We start from the raw sequence: 17,903 nt of genomic DNA on the forward strand, positions 1-17,903 counted from the left end.
ATTATAGGTTCCACCACAAAACCCCAATCAACACCGCCATATGTAAAATCTGCACCGGTGCAAAATAAAGTACAAACTTCCAGCCACCGGTCAAAGCGGCATTGGCTGATTTGGCCAGGGCATGAGCACCCAGACCTAAAAGCAGGGCATAAATCAGACGCATATTGGAGGGATCACCTTGAACGACGACACTCGCCATCGCGGCATGAATCTCGAACAGAGAGGCGAGTAAGGTCCCGGCCAGTAAGCCGGCATCCCCGAGCCAGACCTCCAGTCCGTAAACTCCAGCCTGAATCAATGTTAATGTGACTGCAATAATCACAGCTTCTTTTAAGCTAAACATCTGGCTGTCTGATGATTCCATGCTCGGCGCAGGTTTTGCCTTGCGCAATAATAAAAACGCACAGGCTGCCAGAAGGATTACGGCAACTAAAGAGGGCAAAAGCAGGATTTTCAGCCAGCTCCATGATACCCCTCCAACCACAATCAATAGCAGTACGATGGTCGAGATACAGGACATCAGTGCGGCGCCGGCATTCGATCGTGCATCCATTTCACCTTTACGGACCTGTAAACCTAACTGAGCGATGGTGGCTGTACTGGAAACAAAACCGGAAGCAATAGAGGACAGCATCAGGGCATTTTTAGTCGAGAAAAAGCGTTTCGCAATATGCGCCAGAGCTTGTACCACTAAAATTAAGGTCAGTAATTTGAGAATAAGATAAGGGTTAAGCACTTCACCCCAGAAAGGTCGGTCAGGAGTAAGCGGTAGACCAATCAAAATCAAGGCCAGTAATAACAGTCCATCCCTGAACTCGGCTTCTTTAATCCATTTTCCGGCAATATTGTGCATGGTATGTTTGGCCATCAAAATACCGGTTAAGAGCACAGAAAGACCGGCTGCCAGAGGAATATTCCATAAACACATGGCGCCAATAAAATAGGTCATCACAAATGCAAGCTCTGTGGTAATGCCCGGGTCATCTGGCTGATTTTTTATGGATAAAATGACCATGCCACCCACGATCAAAGCACCTATTACAGCAATCACGATTCCAAACAGGAAACACAGTGCGCCCAATAAAGCACAGATCGCAAAGGAACGTAAGCCGGCAAAACTCGGTTGCTGTTCGCGTTGCTTATGCCGTTCCCGCTCCAGACCAATCAATAGGCCGCAGCCTAATGCCGAGGTGAGTATCGTGAGCAGTTCATGAAAAGAATGCGCATGCAGGGGAACCGCAGTCAAATCCATCTGTGACCTCAGCAAGCTAAGAGTTGATTATTTAAAAATATATGCGACGAGATAGAGTTTGCATAGATCAAAAATGTTGCGGTAGTAATCAAATCCATTATTTACTTTCTTTTTGAGATTGAAATAGAAACGTACATTCAACAGGTGGGGAGCATGCGAAAAACTGCAAAAACTTGTTATAGTGGAGGCAAGTTTGGGGACTGATAATAATGAAATTTGACTTTGAAATTGATACGGCATGGTGTCTAGACCAACTCTTTAAAGACGGTAAAATCAGTGAACGTGACCGGATGCTGGTACAAACCACTCATCGGCAACGTGAACACCTAAAATGGCACCCTTTACAGTGGATTGCTAATTTTAATCTGGTCGATCAGTCCCATCCTCAAACAACACTGACTCTGAACCGTTTATGTCAGTGGCTGGCAGAAAAAACCGGATTGATGTTCTATATCATTGATCCGCTTAAAGCTGATGTACAGGCATTGACCCATGTCATGTCGCAGGAATATGCACTGCGCAACCATATTTTGGCAGTGGAAATACAGGCAGACAAAGTTCTGATCGCTACGGATCAGCCTTATAAAACCGAATGGGTGTCGAATCTCGAACAGAATATTGCACCAAAAAAAATACAACGGGTATTACTGAATCCAGAACAATTACAACGTTATATTACTGAATATTATCAGGTCAGTCGTGCAGTTAGTGGTTCACAAAAATCGTCTGCCTATGACCGGGAAAATAAGGGCGTCGAAGCCTTGCTGCAACTGGGCGATTCCCAGAATCCGGATGCCAATGACCAGCATATTGTCAAACTGGTGGACTGGGTGCTGCAATTTGCTTTTGAACAAGGTGCCAGTGATATTCATATGGAACCACGTAAAGACACCGGCAAGATCCGTTTCCGGATTGATGGGGTGCTGCATACGATTTACAACATGCCGGCCAATACATTGACCGCCGTCATTTCCCGAATCAAGATTCTGGGCCGGATGAATGTGGCGGAAAAACGTAAGCCACAGGATGGCCGCCTGAAAACCCGGACACCTAAAGGACAGGAAACTGAACTGCGTCTGTCGACCTTGCCGACCGCCTTTGGTGAAAAACTGGTGATGCGTATTTTCGATCCGGAAGTGCTGGTGAGAAGCTTCCAGCAACTCGGTTTTGAAGGCCATTTGCTCAATGACTGGAATAATCTCACCAGTCACAGTCATGGTATTATTCTGGTGACCGGCCCAACCGGTTCCGGTAAAACTACTACGCTTTATTCAACCTTGAAGCAGCTGGCGACTGAACAGGTCAACGTCTGTACCATTGAAGACCCGATCGAGATGCTGGAACCCAGCTTTAACCAGATGCAGGTCAATAACGGCATCGATCTAGGCTTTGCTGACGGCGTGCGTGCCCTGATGCGTCAAGATCCGGACATTATCATGGTCGGGGAGATCCGTGATCAGGACACTGCCAATATGGCGATTCAGGCAGCATTGACCGGTCACCTGGTTCTATCGACTTTACATACCAATGATGCGCCGTCGAGTCTGACCCGTCTGCATGATCTGGGCGTACAGCCATTTTTGACAGCAGCAACCATCTTGGGTGTTCTGGCTCAGCGTCTGGTGCGTAAACTCTGCCCACATTGCAAGCAGGAAAGCTTCCTGAATGAACAGGAATGGCAGCATCTGGCAGCCGATTATCCTTTGCCGCGACCGGAATTTGTCTTTAAGGCGGTGGGCTGCGAAGAATGCCGGCATACCGGCTATAAAGGCCGTATTGGGATTTATGAGTTTATGCCACTGAGTCTGACCACTAAACAGCTGATTGGTGCCGATGCTAATCTGAACCAGCTGCGTCAGCAGGCGAAAAAAGAAGGGGTAGAGCCGCTCAGAATTGCCGGCGCGCGCAAGATTCTGGAAGGTGTCACTACGCTTGAAGAAGTCCTGAGAGTGGTGCCCTTAAATTAATTTTGAAAATGAAGCAATCTTAAGATTCAATTCATCTTTGGCTGTTTTAATAGCATCATCGAAACAAGGCAAGACTTTAAAGAGGTAACTGCGATGAAAATGATGATAAATACGGTTTTGGCAGCTGCATTGATGGGTTCTATCGCGACAGCTACGATAGCAAGTAGTGACACGGCTGTGAATCAGGCTGCTTTTGCTAAATCGACCACAGTCAAACAGGCACTGGCCATGAAAGATGACAGTAAGGTTCAGCTTAAAGGTTATGTCGTGAAAGCGGTCGGTGATGAAAAATACCAGTTCCGAGACAGCACAGGAACTATTACTGTTGAGATTGATGATGAACTTTGGCAAGGCAAACCGATTTCAGCCAAAACACCGGTAATCATCACAGGTGAAATCGACATTGATTATAAACCGGCAAAACGTGTTGAAATTGAGGTTGATCAGGTTCGTTTCTAATATCGCCTGATTTGCTGAAATCAATTTGAACACAGCGACAAAAAACCACATGCAAGTTACCAAAAAGCATGTGGTTTTTTTGAGCCTGGAACTTTTTCAAGGCAAGATAGAACAAGGAAGCAAACGGAGCAGAATATGCGTATTCTTTTGGCGGAAGATGATCAGTCTCAGGCAGACAGTATCCAGACTTGGCTGGAAATGGACGGTTATGTGATTGATCGGGTAGAGCGTGGTGATCATGCGATCCTAGCGATTGAGCAGCATAAATATGACTGTATTCTGCTGGATCGTGGCCTGCCGAATGCCACTGGAGATGACATTCTGAAAATTTTGCGCAGCCAACATCAAGATACGCCGGTGATTTTTATTACGGCCAAAGACAGTATTGATGACCGGGTTGAAGGTCTGGATTTAGGCGCGAATGATTATCTGGTCAAACCTTTTAGTCTGGAAGAACTTTCGGCCCGAGTTCGTGCCCAACTCAGACAGAAACAGCAAACACCGAATCATATCCTGCAATGGCAGGATCTCAGTCTGGACACTCAAGCCAAGACCCTAACTAAAGAAGGTCAAGCTGTGAATCTGACTGCGAAGGAATTTCAAATTCTATACAAGCTGATGCAGCAGCCTGAACATATTGTCACCCGTGAACAGCTGGAAGAATCGCTGTACGCCTGGGGTGATGAAATTGAAAGTAATGCCATTGAAGTATTTATCTATCAGCTGCGTAAAAAAATCGGCAGCCAGATGATCAAGACTATTCGCGGTCTGGGCTATCGCATGCATAAGGCTGAGGTATAAACCTATGTCAGCTGCTATTTCCTTGCAAACTAAACTGATCAAACATGCGCTGTTCAGTTCGATATTGGCTGGAATATTGGCCTGGCTGCTGTTATTGGGAATTTCCAGTTATCAAGCCAGTCAGCTGCATGATGAATTAATGGAGCAGATTTCTGAGTTGCTGCTTGGCGATGTGACCCAGGCCAAAGACGCCCAGGTCGATGAACTCAGTGAACAGTTCGATATCCAGTATGCCTTGTTGCTAGATCAGCAGATACTGACTACTTCGATTGATGATGAATTAATTAATACCATTCCAAAAGCACAGAACAACGGCTTTCAGTTTGCTTATGAAAATGGTCATTTTATCCGGATACTGACTGCGGAAGATGACGACCTTCAGGTCAAAATCGTACAGCCACTTTCAGTACGTTTCGATGAACTCTGGCAAACTACTTTGGGCTTTGCCGGGATCTTATTCACTTTATGGCTAGTGCAATGGCTGATTCTAAGGGTCTCGGTCAAACGCCAGTTACAGCCATTAAACAAGATTTCGCGTGCCATTGGTTCCAAGACTGCTCAGGATCTGAGTCCTATTAAAACACCTGACCCTGAAATCACTGAACTGCAACCGATCATTCGTCAGCTGAATGCCATGCTCGGCCGGCTGGAGAAATCACTGGCTGCTGAACAGCGTTTTACTGCAGATGCTTCACATGAGCTGCGTTCGCCACTGTCTGCGATTCAAATGCGTCTACAGGTTTTAAAACGCAAATATCAAGATGATGCACAGCTCCCTCAGGCATTACAGTTGATCCATAATGATGTCAACCGCGGCACGCAGGTACTGGAAAATTTACTTTTACTGGCACGACTCGATCCGGAGCGAACAGGGCAATTAGCAACGCAAACGATTAATCTTAAGAATCTGGTTCAGGAGGCTTTGCAGGCCTTGCAGCCTTTTGCAGAAGAAAAAGACATTCATTGGAATCTAAAACTTGAGGATGCTGTGATCGAAGCGAATCCAGAACTGATTTTTAGTTGTATTCGCAATCTGGTCGACAATGCGATCCGTTATACGCCACAACAGGGACAGGTCGAGATCCGAACAGTTATTGAGCAGAAACAGATACAGTTGCTGATTGAAAATTCAGGAGAGGGGATTACTGATGATGTGCTGGAACGTTTGGGTGAACGTTTTTATCGTGCTTTGGGTACGCGAACTCAGGGTTCAGGTTTAGGCCTATCCATTTGCCAGAAAATTATGGCACTGCATGTAGCTAAAATTGATTATGCGCCGTCGGACTTGGGTGGACTTAAAGTGTCATTGAGTTTTAAGCCTGAATAGCAAATCTCATGATCAGAAGATTAAAAAGCAGTATGCGCTGATTCATACTGCTGCTTCCCACGTTTGTTATTATTAGAACTGATTTAATTATTTGGTCAGAATAAGACGGTTATTGCGGGTCAGACGCAAGCGGTATTCTTCGCCGGCATGCATGATCCGGATTTCACGACCCAGTGCAAAAAGATTGTTGGAGTGCAGCATTGGCAAGGCATGGTGAGTATCATTGTTACGGGTAAATAGGCTAAATGGGGCGTTCATTCCGTCGACTCCGTGGTGTGTTTTGGATTGATTTAAATGATAATCATTATCGAATAGGTCTGTCAACGAAATATTGAGCAATTTATAAAAAACTCTAATTTGCTTACAATCTGTAAAACTTTAACGGTTCTGTACATCATGACTAAAGCTACGATTCATGTCGCAATTGCGCTTTTATTTTATCAAAATCAGGTTCTCGTCGGCTGGCGTGAGGCCAAGCAGCATCAGGGCAATAAATATGAATTTCCAGGCGGAAAAGTTGAACAGGGCGAATTACCAGTCGAGGCATGTCGCCGCGAAGTGATGGAAGAGGTCGGCGTTGATATTGAACGTTGGCATGCCTCTGATTTTATCTCCTATGAATATGAAGATCTCATCGTCAATTTGCATATTTTCCATGCTTCAGTACAGCCTGCTCAACTGGCTGAAATCAAACAGCCTTGGCGCTGGTACAGCCGAGAAGAACTTGGTCGGCTGAATTTTCCGAAAGCCAATCAGTCCATGATCCAAAAGCTGCAATGGCCGCAGCGCATCAAGATAGCTGAAGATCTGGATATTTTATCAAGTCTGGATACAGATCAAATGTTGTATTGGCGCGTGGAAGCAACGCCTGAACGGATCATGCAATTACAGCAATATCCGGTAGATCAACTCTCCAAGTTAATCATTAATCAGCAGCTTTGGTCACAACTGAATGAATTGCAGCAGCAGACGATTCGCACGATTCATCTAAAACAGACTCAATTGATGAACTTGAAACAAAGTGAATTGAAATCTGGCTATCGTTATCTAGCGGCTTGTCATGACCTGACCGCTTTAATGCATGCAGAACAGATCGGCTGTGAAGCGGCTTTACTGAGTCCGGTACTGGCGACCGCAACGCATCCGGACACACCTGCGCTAGGCTGGGAGCAATTCAAGCAAATGGCAGAGCAGGTACAGATTCCGGTTCTTGCTTTGGGCGGAATGAAAGCTGAAGAACTCGATTATGCAAAAAGCCAGCATGCTTATGGCATTGCCGGCATTCGCTATATTTAAACACTTTATTTAGAAAATAAACTTTCTATTGGTAAGTCAGTTTCTATAGAAAATTATCTTAAAGCTTTTTCAGTGCCTGTTGAGCTTGCTGAATCGCTTTGGCATTTTTCCGCAACTGAGCAGATTTAAGGCGTACTTGCCAAAGCTGCTTTTTCATAGCACTAGATTGTGCATAACTCAGGCCACGTAAGGCAAAAGCATCGGCGCTTGCTGGCTGATTTTTACGGTTGGCGATCATGCCCAGGTATAAATACGTTTCCGGTGCCTGAGGGGCCAGTCGCTGTGCCTGAGTTGCAGAAGCTTCAGCTTGAGCAAACTGCTGCTTGGTATAGGCCTGCTGGGTTTGCTGCATCAGACTCTTGAAAGCCGGCAGATTACGGCCATCATCAAACTTTTGGCTTTTCGGCTTCTGTTCAGGAATGACAATTTTCTGACGTTTAATGTCAGGACGGTCATAAGGCGTAATCACTACGCTGTCTGGCGTTTTTGCCTTAGGTTTTTCCGTCGCAGGCTTGACTGGGGTAACTGGCTTTTCTGGCTCAGAGATACTTTGGCAGCCCACCAGACTGAGGATGAGCAAACCAGGGAGGATTTTTCTTAACATAAACATAGACTCAATTAATGGCTATAACTTCCACTGGCGATAATACGGGTTTCGCTCTCAAGATCGCGTTCTATTTCTGTTTCACTTTCTTGTATGTAGCGACTCATATCATCCTGTTCAGCATCAGATGGCGCAGGTTCTGAATCAATATCATAAGGTTCCGTCGCATAGTGCGAGATGCCGCAGGCAGTCGCCTGATTTGGCAGGGCATGACGCGAAATCGGGATATACATGGCGCCTTCACAGCCTTGTGCCGATAAATGACCGGTATAACGATCCAGCCAATGCCATTCGATTTCATTCGGCTGTGGTAAATTCACCGGTTTTTGGCGTAGTTGTTTCATGACATTGGTCCACACGGGCAGGGCACCTGAAGAACCGGTCAAGCCAGTGACTTTGTTGTCATCCAGACCGAGCCAAACCACGGTCATATAATTACCTGAGTATCCGGCAAACCATGAGTCACGGCTGTCATTCGTGGTACCGGATTTACCGGCAAGATTCAGACTACGTGGTAAGCTGTTATAGGCTGCACGACCTGTACCATTCGACATGACCTGTTGTAAGCCATAATTCAGAGCATAAGCAGAAGCCGGATCAATGGTCGGTTGCACACTCAGGCTATAACGATCCAGAGAGCGGCCGTTGGCATCCACCACAGAGCGAATCGCTTTGGTTGGGTATTTAAAGCCGCCTGTAGCAAAGTTGCCGTAAATATTCATCACTTCCATCGGGGACATATCTACCGCACCTAAGTAAATCGACGGATAAGATGGGATATCTGAAGTTACACCAAATTTTTTCAGATGATTAATAAAGGTAGACAGGCCAAATTCTTGTGCTAAACGCACAGTGGACAGGTTATAAGATTGCGATAATGCCTGCGACATTGGAATGACACCATGTCCACGACCACTATAGTTTTTCGGTGTCCAGGTTTTGCCGTCACTTTTGATGCTGATTTCACTGTCTTCAATCGGGCTCGCCCAGTGATAACGGTTTGATTCCAGTGCACTCAGGTAGATCACAGGCTTTAACAGGGAACCAACCTGACGCTTAGCATCGACTGCACGGTTAAAGCCGGTAAAATCTTGAGTAGAACCTACTGCGGCTACCAGCTCACCATTTTCCGGATGCGATACCAATACCGCACCTTGTAAATCTTTCAGGCGACCCGGATTGGATTTTCTTAAACGCGCCACCGTCTCTTTAAAGCTGTCCTGAATTCTGGTTTGGGCTAAAGGATCTAAAGTGGTGAAAATTCGCAGACCCTGATTGGTCAGATCGGTTTCCTGATAATCTGTACGTAATTGACGACGTACGATATCCAGAAAATCCGGGAAGCGGGCAGGGCCTAAAGTCGGTTTTGAAATAACATTTAACGGACGTGCGGTTTCTTTTTCATATTGTTCCTGAGTCAGGTAGCCCATCACCAACATATTATTCAGGACGATATCACGACGTTTTTTCGCACTTTCAGGATTGCGCCATGGGTTATATAGACTCGGACCTTGGACTAAACCCACCAGAAATGCTTGCTGGGAAATATTCAGTTCACGCAGTGGCAGGCCAAAATAAAACTGCGATGCCAGACCATAACCATTAATGGAGTAGTTACCATTCTGGCCGAGATTTACCTCATTCAGATAAGCTTCCAGAATTTCATTCTTGTCATAATGCAATTCAATCAGCATCGCCATAAAGGCTTCATTCACTTTACGTTTTAAAGTGCGCTCAGGGGTCAAATAGAAATTTTTAACCAGTTGCTGGGTTAAGGTTGAGCCGCCCTGACGTTTACCACCGGTAATATTGCTGACCACGGCACGCGCAATACCACGCGGTGAAACCCCATGATGCTCATAGAACTTACGGTCTTCAGTCGCGATCAGCGCTTCGATCAAGGGCTTAGGCACTTTATTTAGCTTGATCAGCACACGGTCTTCGTTATGCTGCGGATAAATCCCGCCTATTAATAAAGGTTCTAAACGTGCAATACCGCTTGAAGACGGTTTGGTTGCGCTGACTTCTGCAATCTGTTCACCACTGAAACTGACTTTCAATATTTGTTCCGGTTCAACCCGGTCACCAAAATCAAAGCCGCGTGTATGCACATACAGGGTATTACCCGTGGTGACAAAGTTGCCTGATTTAGTATAACTATCCGAATTTTTATAACCGAGTAATTTTAATTCTTGTTGGAAATCCTGCAGGCTGACTGGGGCATTCACGTACACTTCCATCGGACGTGCGAAGACCTTGGCCGGAATATCCCAGCGCTGACCTTCAAACTTGTCGCGTACAATATTGTCTAATCTAATCAAATAGATACTAAATGCTACAAAGATAGAAATGACAATAATAGAAAAAATTAAGGCAAGAAACCCCATGCCACGTTCAGATTTCATAAATACTTATAAGATCCTGTGAAATTGTGCTAATCATGCGAAGCTTTTCATTATTTTGCAATATTTAATCAAGAAATGCGCTTAAAATTAAAATGAAACCCCACAATTTCTCCTTAATTCGAATATATTTCAAATAATTTCCTACCTATGAAGCACTGTTATAAATTGTCATCCAGGTATAGCTTAATGTTATGATAAGCAGGATTCGTAGCGGAGCGACGACACTGGTGCAAATTTCCCATAAGACCTTTCGAAATATCGGGTTAATAGGACGTCCTGATAAATCGTCGGTGGTTGAAACCTTATGCCTTATTCACGATCATCTTCTCAATTTAGGCCTACACCCAGTTTTTGATGCAGCGACAGCTGAACTTGTTCCCTATCAAAATACCCAAACCGTCAGTCGTGCCTTATTGGGTGAGGTGGTGGATCTGGTGATTGTCGTGGGCGGTGACGGCTCGCTATTACATGCAGCACGCGCCTTGGTCAAGTACAATACCCCGGTGATCGGGGTTAACCGTGGTCGTCTGGGTTTTTTAACGGATATCAAGCCGACTGAAGTGATATTCAAGCTGGATCAGGTATTAAAGGGTGACTTTCAGACTGAGCGACGCTTTTTACTCGAAGTCGAAATTCGCTCCAAAGGTGAAGTGATTTACGATGCCATTGCTCTAAATGATGTGGTGCTACATTCAGGGAAATCGGTACATATGATCGATTTTGAACTGAATATTGATGGACAATATGTCTATCGTCAGCACAGCGATGGCCTGATAGTCTCTACGCCGACTGGTTCTACGGCTTATGCGCTTTCTGGTGGGGGCCCGATTGTACATCCAAGTATGGATGCGATTGCCTTGGTACCGATGCATCCCCATACCTTGTCTTCACGCCCGATTGTGGTCGGTGGACATAGTGAAATTAAATTATTGATTCGTGAAAATCGCGTACTGCCGATGGTCAGTGCGGATGGACAACACAGTGTGTCTTTGAATGTGGGCGATAGCGTCCATATTCGCAAGCATCCCTTTAAACTGAATCTTCTGCATCCACCGGGTTATGACTTTTATAATGCCTGTCGAACCAAATTGGGGTGGAATCAGGACTTTGATTATTTTAAGCAGGATTAAATCATGAATATTGAACAAATGCTTGCCGTACTCAATCCTGAGATTGTTGAACGCCTAAGAACAGCAGTCGAAATTGGAAAGTGGCCAAACGGTGTAGCCTTGACACCAGAACAGCGTCAGACCTGTATGCAGGCAGTGTATGCGTGGGAAATGAAAAACCTGCCTGAAAATGAGCGCAGCGGTTATATCGATCGCGGTACTAAAGAAGAGGGTGAAGAGTGTGATGATGATCATCACAAGAATGAACCTGAATTCAAGCCGATTCGTTTTGTTTAAGGCTTAATTCCCAGCCAATAGCAATACAATTAAAAAAAGCATTGTTCATTCACTGAACAATGCTTTTTTCTTTTGCACAAGATTAAACCGTGTGGCGATTCGCCCATAAGATTTTGGCTTTTTGCATCGCAGCTTCGAAGCTGTCACACACGCCCATGGTATATAGCGCAATGCCCATAGTTTCTATCACTGCAATCTCGCCATATTCATGGCTTTGCTGACCATCCCAGACAGCCTTAAATAGCGCCAGATCCAGTTCTTCTTCAATTGGACTGCGGTTGTCAGTGAGCTTTGGCAGTTCATGCTCATACAGTTCACCATCTTTAATGCCACAGATAAGCGTTTTGGCATCCGGATTACGCTCAAATTCGCCACCTTCACCTTTAATCACGGCACTATTTTTATAGCCTAAGCGGAAAGCCGCTTGCTGGTGCGAACCACGATACGCTGGATGGAAAATCGCTTGTAGGGTCGCTTTGGCATTAAATGGATTGATCAGACGCGCAAGGGTATGAATCGGGGAGCGTAAGCCCATAACATTACGCAGTGCAATCAAGTCCGCAAGAATTGGAGAAATTACTTCTAGCGGGATATAGGCAAAATGCTGTTGATGAAGCTGCTGTTCAACCTCAGCATCATTTTGACAGATTGGATAGCCTAAGTAAGTCAGCACCTGTTCGGTGTAAACGCGGTTCATGGTATGACCGGAGGCACCATGCATCACAATATTATAACCATGCTTGGCCAGCGTCAGCGCTGCCAGAATAAACCATGGATAATGTTTGCGCTTGCCCGCATAGGACGACCAGTCCAGATCGACATCCAGTTTTTTGAAACTCAGCTGGTCACGTGTCGCCTGTACAAAACCGGCCAACTCATCTACAGATTCTTCCTTGACCCGCAATAACATCAAGAATGCACCTAACTGCACATCCAGCACTTCATTTTTCAAAATCATACTGAAGGCTTGATAGGCTTCATCATAGCTGAGAGAGCGGGCGCCATTTTTCCCTTTACCCACAATGCGTACATATTGGGCAAAGGGATGTTCGAAATCTTTATAAATATTTCTTTTGGTATTCATAACTTTTTACAGCTTGCAGAAAATATTAATGTCAAGGGAGAGGATGAAAATCCATAAACCTTTCAGTATACGTAAAACAATCAGTTAAATCTGATTATCGACTAATGTCTAATCCATTCTGGTTAAAACATAAACAAGCGCATAATAAGTTATGCACATTTAGTCTGAAGATTCGGTAAAATTTAGGCAATTTTTAGAGTCTGTTTAATTTTTCTTAATCTCTTTCCCCCATTTAATACTTTGGTCTGATACTTGAGTGTCAGATTCAATGCATGGCTGATTATCATTTTTGAACATTCTCTTGAGCCTTTTGAGACTTGATCCGGTTCATCCTGAGAAGGGATGAAGAGGTCAGTATATTTCTCAAAATGGTCTTTCTTATTTTTGATATCGTTCAAGTAGATTTATTATGGCGAAACAACCAATTTATAAGTCACTGTATTTTCAAGTGATTGTGGCCATTATCGCAGGTATTCTGGTCGGGCATTTTTCGCCTAGTGGTACGCAAATTATCAATGGCGTAGAACAGCATGTCCCTGGCTTGGGCGAACAGCTTAAACCGCTTGGTGATGCATTTATCCGTCTGATTAAAATGATTATCGCACCTGTAATTTTCTGTACCGTGGTCAGCGGTATTGCAGGTATGGAAAGCATGAAATCAGTCGGTAAAACTGGTGGTGTGGCTTTACTTTACTTCGAGATCGTATCCACGATTGCTTTGGTCATCGGTCTGGTCGTGATTAACATCGTGAAGCCTGGTGTGGGCATGAACGTTGATCCTGCTTCACTGGATACCAGTGGCATCAGTAAATATGTCGCTTCAGGTGAGTCACAATCGACTATCGACTTCCTGATGAACATCATTCCAAATACGGTTGTGGGCGCATTTGCAGAAGGCGAAATCCTGCAAGTTCTATTGTTCGCGATCATCTTTGGTTTTGCACTGCATAAGCTAGGTGATCAAGGCAAGCCAGTCCTGAAACTCATCGACCAGATTTCACATGTGTTTTTCAACATCGTGAACATGGTGATGAAACTTGCTCCAATTGGTGCATTTGGTGCAATGGCGTTTACAATTGGTAAATATGGTATTGGTTCTCTTGCTCAGCTGGCACAGTTGATCATTTGTTTCTATGTTACCTGCGTACTGTTTATTTTCATCGTATTGGGCTCAATTGCGCGTTTCGCAGGGTTCAGCATCATGAAGATGATCCGCCTGATTCGCGAAGAACTTCTGATTGTACTAGGGACGTCATCTTCAGAATCAGTACTGCCACGTATGTTGAAGAAACTGGAACTTGCCGGTGCAGAGAAGTCGGTGGTAGGTCTGGTGATTCCAACTGGTTATTCATTTAACCTGGATGGTACGTCGATTTACTTGACGATGGCTGCAATCTTTATTGCGCAAGCAACCAATACGCAACTTGACTTGTCTCATCAAATTACCCTGCTTCTGGTACTTCTGATCTCATCTAAGGGTGCGGCAGGCGTGACTGGTTCAGGCTTTATTGTGATGGCGGCAACTTTGGCTGCTGTAGGGAATATTCCTGTTGCAGGTCTGGCATTGATTCTCGGTATCGATCGTTTCATGTCTGAAGCTCGTGCCTTGACCAATCTGGTCGGTAACTCTTTGGCGACTTTAGTGGTTGCGAAATGGGTGGGCCAGTTAGATATGGACAAGCTGAACTATGCTTTAGCAAATCCTGCAGAAATTGACGAAAAAATGGCACAAGAAGGCAATAACGCTCACTAATTTTGAGTCTGTCTTTCATGTCTAAAAGGGAAGCTTCGGCTTCCCTTTTTTATTGACTGTGAAGTTAGTAAAAAGATGAATGCCGGCACATGACAGGGAGCAGGAAAGTCGATAGTCTGTGAAAAGGAAACTAAAATGATAAACAACAAGGACAATAGAATGCTTGCCTACGATGCCGATCTAGAATTATTCCGCGATAATTTTAAACGCTTTATGAACGAACATGTCGCACCGTACTACGACCAGTGGGAACGTGAAGGTCTGATGCCGCGTTCAGTCTGGAATGCACTCGGTGAAAATGGCTTCTTGTGTGTCGATGTTCCAGAAGAATATGGTGGCTATGGGGTGCCGACCGATTATTCCTTGATGCTGATCGAAGAATCTGCACGTGCCGGATACAGTGCCATTGCCACAGGTCTGTCTTGTCATTCCGATATTGCAGCACCGTATATCCTGCATATTGGTACTGAAGAACAGAAAAAATACTGGTTACCAAAAATGGCCACCGGTGAAGTGGTCGGTGCGATTGGCATGACCGAGCCAGGTGCAGGTTCAGATTTGCAAGCCATGCGTACTAGTGCCATCTTGCAGGATGAATATTATCTGTTAAATGGCTCAAAAACCTTCATTTCCAATGGTCAGCATGCTGACTTGGTAGTGCTTGCGGTCAAAACCGATCCTCAAGCCCGAGCTAAAGGCGTTTCATTGCTGCTGGTCGATACCCATCTGGAAGGCTTTAAAAAAGGCACTAATCTGGACAAGATTGGTCTGCATGCTCAGGATACGTCTGAACTGTTCTTCGACAATGTTAAAGTGCCAAAGGACCAATTACTGGGTCAGCCGGGACAGGGATTTGCTTACCTGATGCAGGAATTGCCACGTGAGCGTACCGCCATCGCTGCCACCGCTCTAGGCGCCATTCGTGGCTCGATCGATGTGACCACACAATATGTGAAAGAGCGTCAGGCTTTTGGTCAGGCGATCGGTCAATTCCAGAATACTCGTTTTGTGTTGGCGCAAGCGAAAATTGATGAATTGGCAACTGCAGCATTTTATAACCAGAATCTTGAGCTTTATATGCAAGGGAAGCTGGATGTAGAAACTGCAGCGGCATTGAAAAGTTTTTCTACCGATATGCAGATGAAAATCGCGGACAATCTCCTGCAATTATTTGGGGGTTATGGCTATATGACTGAATATCCAATTTCACGTTTCTTCGTTGATGCGCGGATTCAGCGGATTTATGGTGGTACTAATGAAATCATGAAAGAGATAGTGGCACGTGGTCTGTTAGGACGTTAATAGCTCACTCATAAAAAAAGAGTCCCGAAGGACTCTTTTTTATAGGGAAGAACATGGCCAAGATGGGAAATATTTTTTAAGACTTTATGATTTTAAAACATCCAAACATTCATGAATAAAAATGGGTAAATCATTGGGTAGGCGCGATGAAATCAACTGATTATTGTCATTCACCAGTTCTGCATCATAATACGTTCCACCGGCACGTTGTACGCGACTGGCATGCGCGCGAATACTGGTAATAATTCGATTTTTCAGCACATCTGCTTCACACAGTAATAATGATGCATCACATAAACTAAAGATGGTTTTCTTGGCCTGGTTAAAAGCCTGGATAAATTGAAGCACCCGGAGATCGGTAGATAAAGAAACTGCAGATTCACCGCCAGGAATCAGCAAGGCATCAAAATCATCAATACTGATTTGTTCGATGTCCCGGTCAATCGTCACTGCAGAACAGCCATGCAGACCATAGACCACTTTTCCTGCATTAAACTCAATATTACAGATGCTATGCTTTGCTTCCAGCAAGGCTGCAACGGGTTCAAGATATTCCTGATCTTCAAAATTATTCGTCAAAAGTACAGCTATTCTTTTTGGCATGACTGACACCCAAACGCTTGTTTTAAGTTAGACTATCTATGATTGGTTAAAAAATCGTCTCTGCTTTGTAATTGAGTAGTGATTTAATGTAAAAAAATAAGTGAAATCAAAGAGAAGTCGATAAAAATGGGATTGCAGAGTGTGCATTTTATTGTGAAATCTATCTTAGATATGAATGGTTCAAAAATGATGTTTGAAAAGAAATTATTTTAATTTTCTTATGTTTAAAACCGCTATATAGATTAAGAAATAGTGATATTTCATCTTCCTTAAAATCAGTTAATATGGACAGGCAAAGTTTACAATTTAATAATGTAAATCAAGTAGAAAAGCTGAAGTAAATGTTACCAGATATGACTAAAAGCGATAAACGGTTAAAATCAACTGTATGTTTTTAAGACTTAATCTACCAATGCCATATTGCGTAACATTTGAAAGCTCACTATTGTTATACTGAACAGATAAGGTTTATGAAGGGCGACAGAACAATGATCAACGACGATCAAAACACCACGACTTCTCTTGATTTGGCAAAAATTCGTGAAGATATCGATTCTGTTGATCAGCAAATTCAGCAATTGATTAACCGTCGGGCACGTTTGGCTGAAGCAGTGGCAAAAGCAAAATTTGCCTCAGAAGAGAATCCGCTGTTTTACCGTCCAGAACGTGAAGCTCAGGTTTTGCGTAATGTCATGGAACGTAATGAAGGGCCATTGTCTGATACCACCATGGCACGTCTGTTCCGTGAAATCATGTCGGCCTGTCTGGCACTCGAAGCTCCGCAAAGCATTGCTTTCCTTGGACCAGTCGGGACTTATACCCATTCTGCGGTACTCAAGCACTTTGGTCATGATGCTGTGGTTCGTCCTTTACCGACCATTGATGAAGTTTTCCGTGACGTGGAAGCAGGCAGTGCCCATTATGGTCTGGTGCCGGTAGAAAATTCCTCTGAAGGCGTGGTCAACCATACTTTGGACTGTTTTAAAACATCGAACCTGAATGTGATTGGCGAAGTTGAATTACCGATTCACCATCAGTTCCTGATTTCTGAAAATACCCGTAAAGACAGCATCAAACAGATTTATGCGCATCAGCAGACTTTGGCACAATGCCGTAAGTGGCTGGATGCGCATTATCCAGGTGTGGAACGTGTCGCTTTAAGTTCCAATGCGGAAGCAGCACGCCGTATTCGTAATGAATGGCATTCTGCTGCAATTGCTTCTGAAATTGCCGCGAGTATCTATGACCTCGAAATCATGCATAGCAATATCGAGGACAATCCGGAAAATACCACACGCTTCCTGGTGATTGGTCGTGAAAAAGTGCCGCAAAGTGGTAATGACAAGACTTCATTACTAATCTCAGCGCATGATCGTGCCGGAGCTTTGCTGGAAATTCTGGCGCCGTTTGCCAAGCACAATATCAGCCTGACCAGTATTGAAACCCGGCCTGCACTTCCTGAAAAATGGGCTTATGTGTTCTTCATTGATCTTGAAGGCCATATTGAGCAGGAACACGTGAAAGCAGCCATTGAAGAAATTCGTCCTTTGGTCAAAGAAGTTCGCGTACTCGGTTCATATCCTGCAGCTGTACTTTAAGTCAGCTATCCGTGGTCAGGGCGAGGGTGCTGACCACTGTTTTATA

16 protein-coding genes are annotated in these 17,903 nt (G+C 44.5%); 10 read left to right on the plus strand and 6 right to left on the minus strand.

Going from position 1 to position 17,903, the window contains the following annotated elements:
- Position 1 precedes the first annotated feature (1 nt).
- Positions 2-1,252 (minus strand): MgtC/SapB family protein, encoded by a 1,251-nt coding sequence (locus tag Q9R24_RS06135; protein ID WP_213687477.1) that lies wholly within the window; start codon positions 1,250-1,252, stop codon positions 2-4.
- 209 nt (positions 1,253-1,461) lie between these two features.
- On the opposite strand from Q9R24_RS06135, the gene Q9R24_RS06140 reads away from it, so the two are divergent.
- The 4 genes from Q9R24_RS06140 to Q9R24_RS06155 all read left to right on the plus strand — a co-directional run bounded on the left by Q9R24_RS06140 (position 1,462) and on the right by Q9R24_RS06155 (position 5,806).
- A complete protein-coding gene (locus Q9R24_RS06140; protein WP_311203924.1) occupies positions 1,462-3,219 on the plus strand; it encodes a GspE/PulE family protein in 1,758 nt (585 codons plus the stop codon).
- A 93-nt stretch (positions 3,220-3,312) separates the two neighbouring features.
- Positions 3,313-3,678, plus strand: coding sequence for a NirD/YgiW/YdeI family stress tolerance protein (locus tag Q9R24_RS06145; RefSeq protein WP_004645581.1), 366 nt, complete (start codon positions 3,313-3,315; stop codon positions 3,676-3,678).
- Between the two features lie 135 nt (positions 3,679-3,813).
- Positions 3,814-4,479 (plus strand): response regulator transcription factor, encoded by a 666-nt coding sequence (locus Q9R24_RS06150; protein ID WP_114541951.1) that lies wholly within the window; start codon positions 3,814-3,816, stop codon positions 4,477-4,479.
- Positions 4,480-4,483: 4 nt separating this feature from the next.
- The gene (locus tag Q9R24_RS06155; RefSeq protein WP_311203923.1) at positions 4,484-5,806 is read left to right on the plus strand and encodes an ATP-binding protein; all 1,323 of its coding nucleotides are present in this window, start codon (positions 4,484-4,486) and stop codon (positions 5,804-5,806) included.
- An 87-nt stretch (positions 5,807-5,893) separates the two neighbouring features.
- On the opposite strand, the gene hemP is transcribed toward Q9R24_RS06155, so the two are convergent.
- A complete protein-coding gene (gene hemP / locus Q9R24_RS06160) occupies positions 5,894-6,064 on the minus strand; it encodes a hemin uptake protein HemP (RefSeq protein WP_004645578.1) in 171 nt (56 codons plus the stop codon).
- 138 nt (positions 6,065-6,202) lie between these two features.
- Here hemP and Q9R24_RS06165 point away from each other — a divergent pair, with 138 nt between their 5' ends.
- The gene (locus tag Q9R24_RS06165; RefSeq protein WP_311203922.1) at positions 6,203-7,102 is read left to right on the plus strand and encodes an NUDIX domain-containing protein; all 900 of its coding nucleotides are present in this window, start codon (positions 6,203-6,205) and stop codon (positions 7,100-7,102) included.
- A gap of 58 nt (positions 7,103-7,160) precedes the next feature.
- On the opposite strand, the gene Q9R24_RS06170 is transcribed toward Q9R24_RS06165, so the two are convergent.
- Positions 7,161-7,706, minus strand: coding sequence for a hypothetical protein (locus tag Q9R24_RS06170; protein ID WP_005103606.1), 546 nt, complete (start codon positions 7,704-7,706; stop codon positions 7,161-7,163).
- 14 nt (positions 7,707-7,720) lie between these two features.
- Positions 7,721-10,111 carry a penicillin-binding protein 1B gene (mrcB, locus tag Q9R24_RS06175; protein ID WP_311203921.1) on the minus strand — a complete coding sequence of 797 codons (2,391 nt, stop codon included), beginning with the start codon at positions 10,109-10,111 and terminating at the stop codon, positions 7,721-7,723.
- Positions 10,112-10,302: 191 nt separating this feature from the next.
- Between mrcB and Q9R24_RS06180 the strand changes: the two genes are divergently transcribed.
- Entirely contained in the window at positions 10,303-11,241 is a 939-nt protein-coding gene (locus Q9R24_RS06180; RefSeq protein WP_004645573.1) for an NAD(+) kinase, read from the plus strand.
- Between the two features lie 3 nt (positions 11,242-11,244).
- On the plus strand, positions 11,245-11,517 hold the full coding sequence (locus Q9R24_RS06185; protein ID WP_004278992.1) for a YeaC family protein: 273 nt from the start codon (positions 11,245-11,247) through the stop codon (positions 11,515-11,517).
- Between the two features lie 82 nt (positions 11,518-11,599).
- On the opposite strand, the gene Q9R24_RS06190 is transcribed toward Q9R24_RS06185, so the two are convergent.
- Positions 11,600-12,601: a glycosyl transferase family protein gene (locus tag Q9R24_RS06190; RefSeq protein WP_311203920.1), complete on the minus strand. Its 1,002-nt coding sequence runs from the start codon at positions 12,599-12,601 to the stop codon at positions 11,600-11,602.
- 409 nt (positions 12,602-13,010) lie between these two features.
- Here Q9R24_RS06190 and Q9R24_RS06195 point away from each other — a divergent pair, with 409 nt between their 5' ends.
- A complete protein-coding gene (locus Q9R24_RS06195; protein WP_195725817.1) occupies positions 13,011-14,354 on the plus strand; it encodes a dicarboxylate/amino acid:cation symporter in 1,344 nt (447 codons plus the stop codon).
- 159 nt (positions 14,355-14,513) lie between these two features.
- Positions 14,514-15,656, plus strand: a complete 1,143-nt coding sequence (locus Q9R24_RS06200; RefSeq protein ID WP_311203919.1) for an acyl-CoA dehydrogenase family protein — start codon at positions 14,514-14,516, stop codon at positions 15,654-15,656.
- 84 nt (positions 15,657-15,740) lie between these two features.
- Here the strand turns inward: Q9R24_RS06200 and Q9R24_RS06205 are convergent, their stop codons facing one another.
- The gene (locus tag Q9R24_RS06205) at positions 15,741-16,259 is read right to left on the minus strand and encodes a DJ-1/PfpI family protein (protein WP_180086137.1); all 519 of its coding nucleotides are present in this window, start codon (positions 16,257-16,259) and stop codon (positions 15,741-15,743) included.
- 488 nt (positions 16,260-16,747) lie between these two features.
- Here Q9R24_RS06205 and pheA point away from each other — a divergent pair, with 488 nt between their 5' ends.
- Positions 16,748-17,857: a prephenate dehydratase gene (pheA, locus tag Q9R24_RS06210; protein ID WP_004645570.1), complete on the plus strand. Its 1,110-nt coding sequence runs from the start codon at positions 16,748-16,750 to the stop codon at positions 17,855-17,857.
- Positions 17,858-17,903 lie beyond the last annotated feature (46 nt).

The organism is Acinetobacter sp. RRD8, from assembly GCF_031844225.1.
In the GTDB taxonomy this organism is placed as follows: domain Bacteria; phylum Pseudomonadota; class Gammaproteobacteria; order Pseudomonadales; family Moraxellaceae; genus Acinetobacter.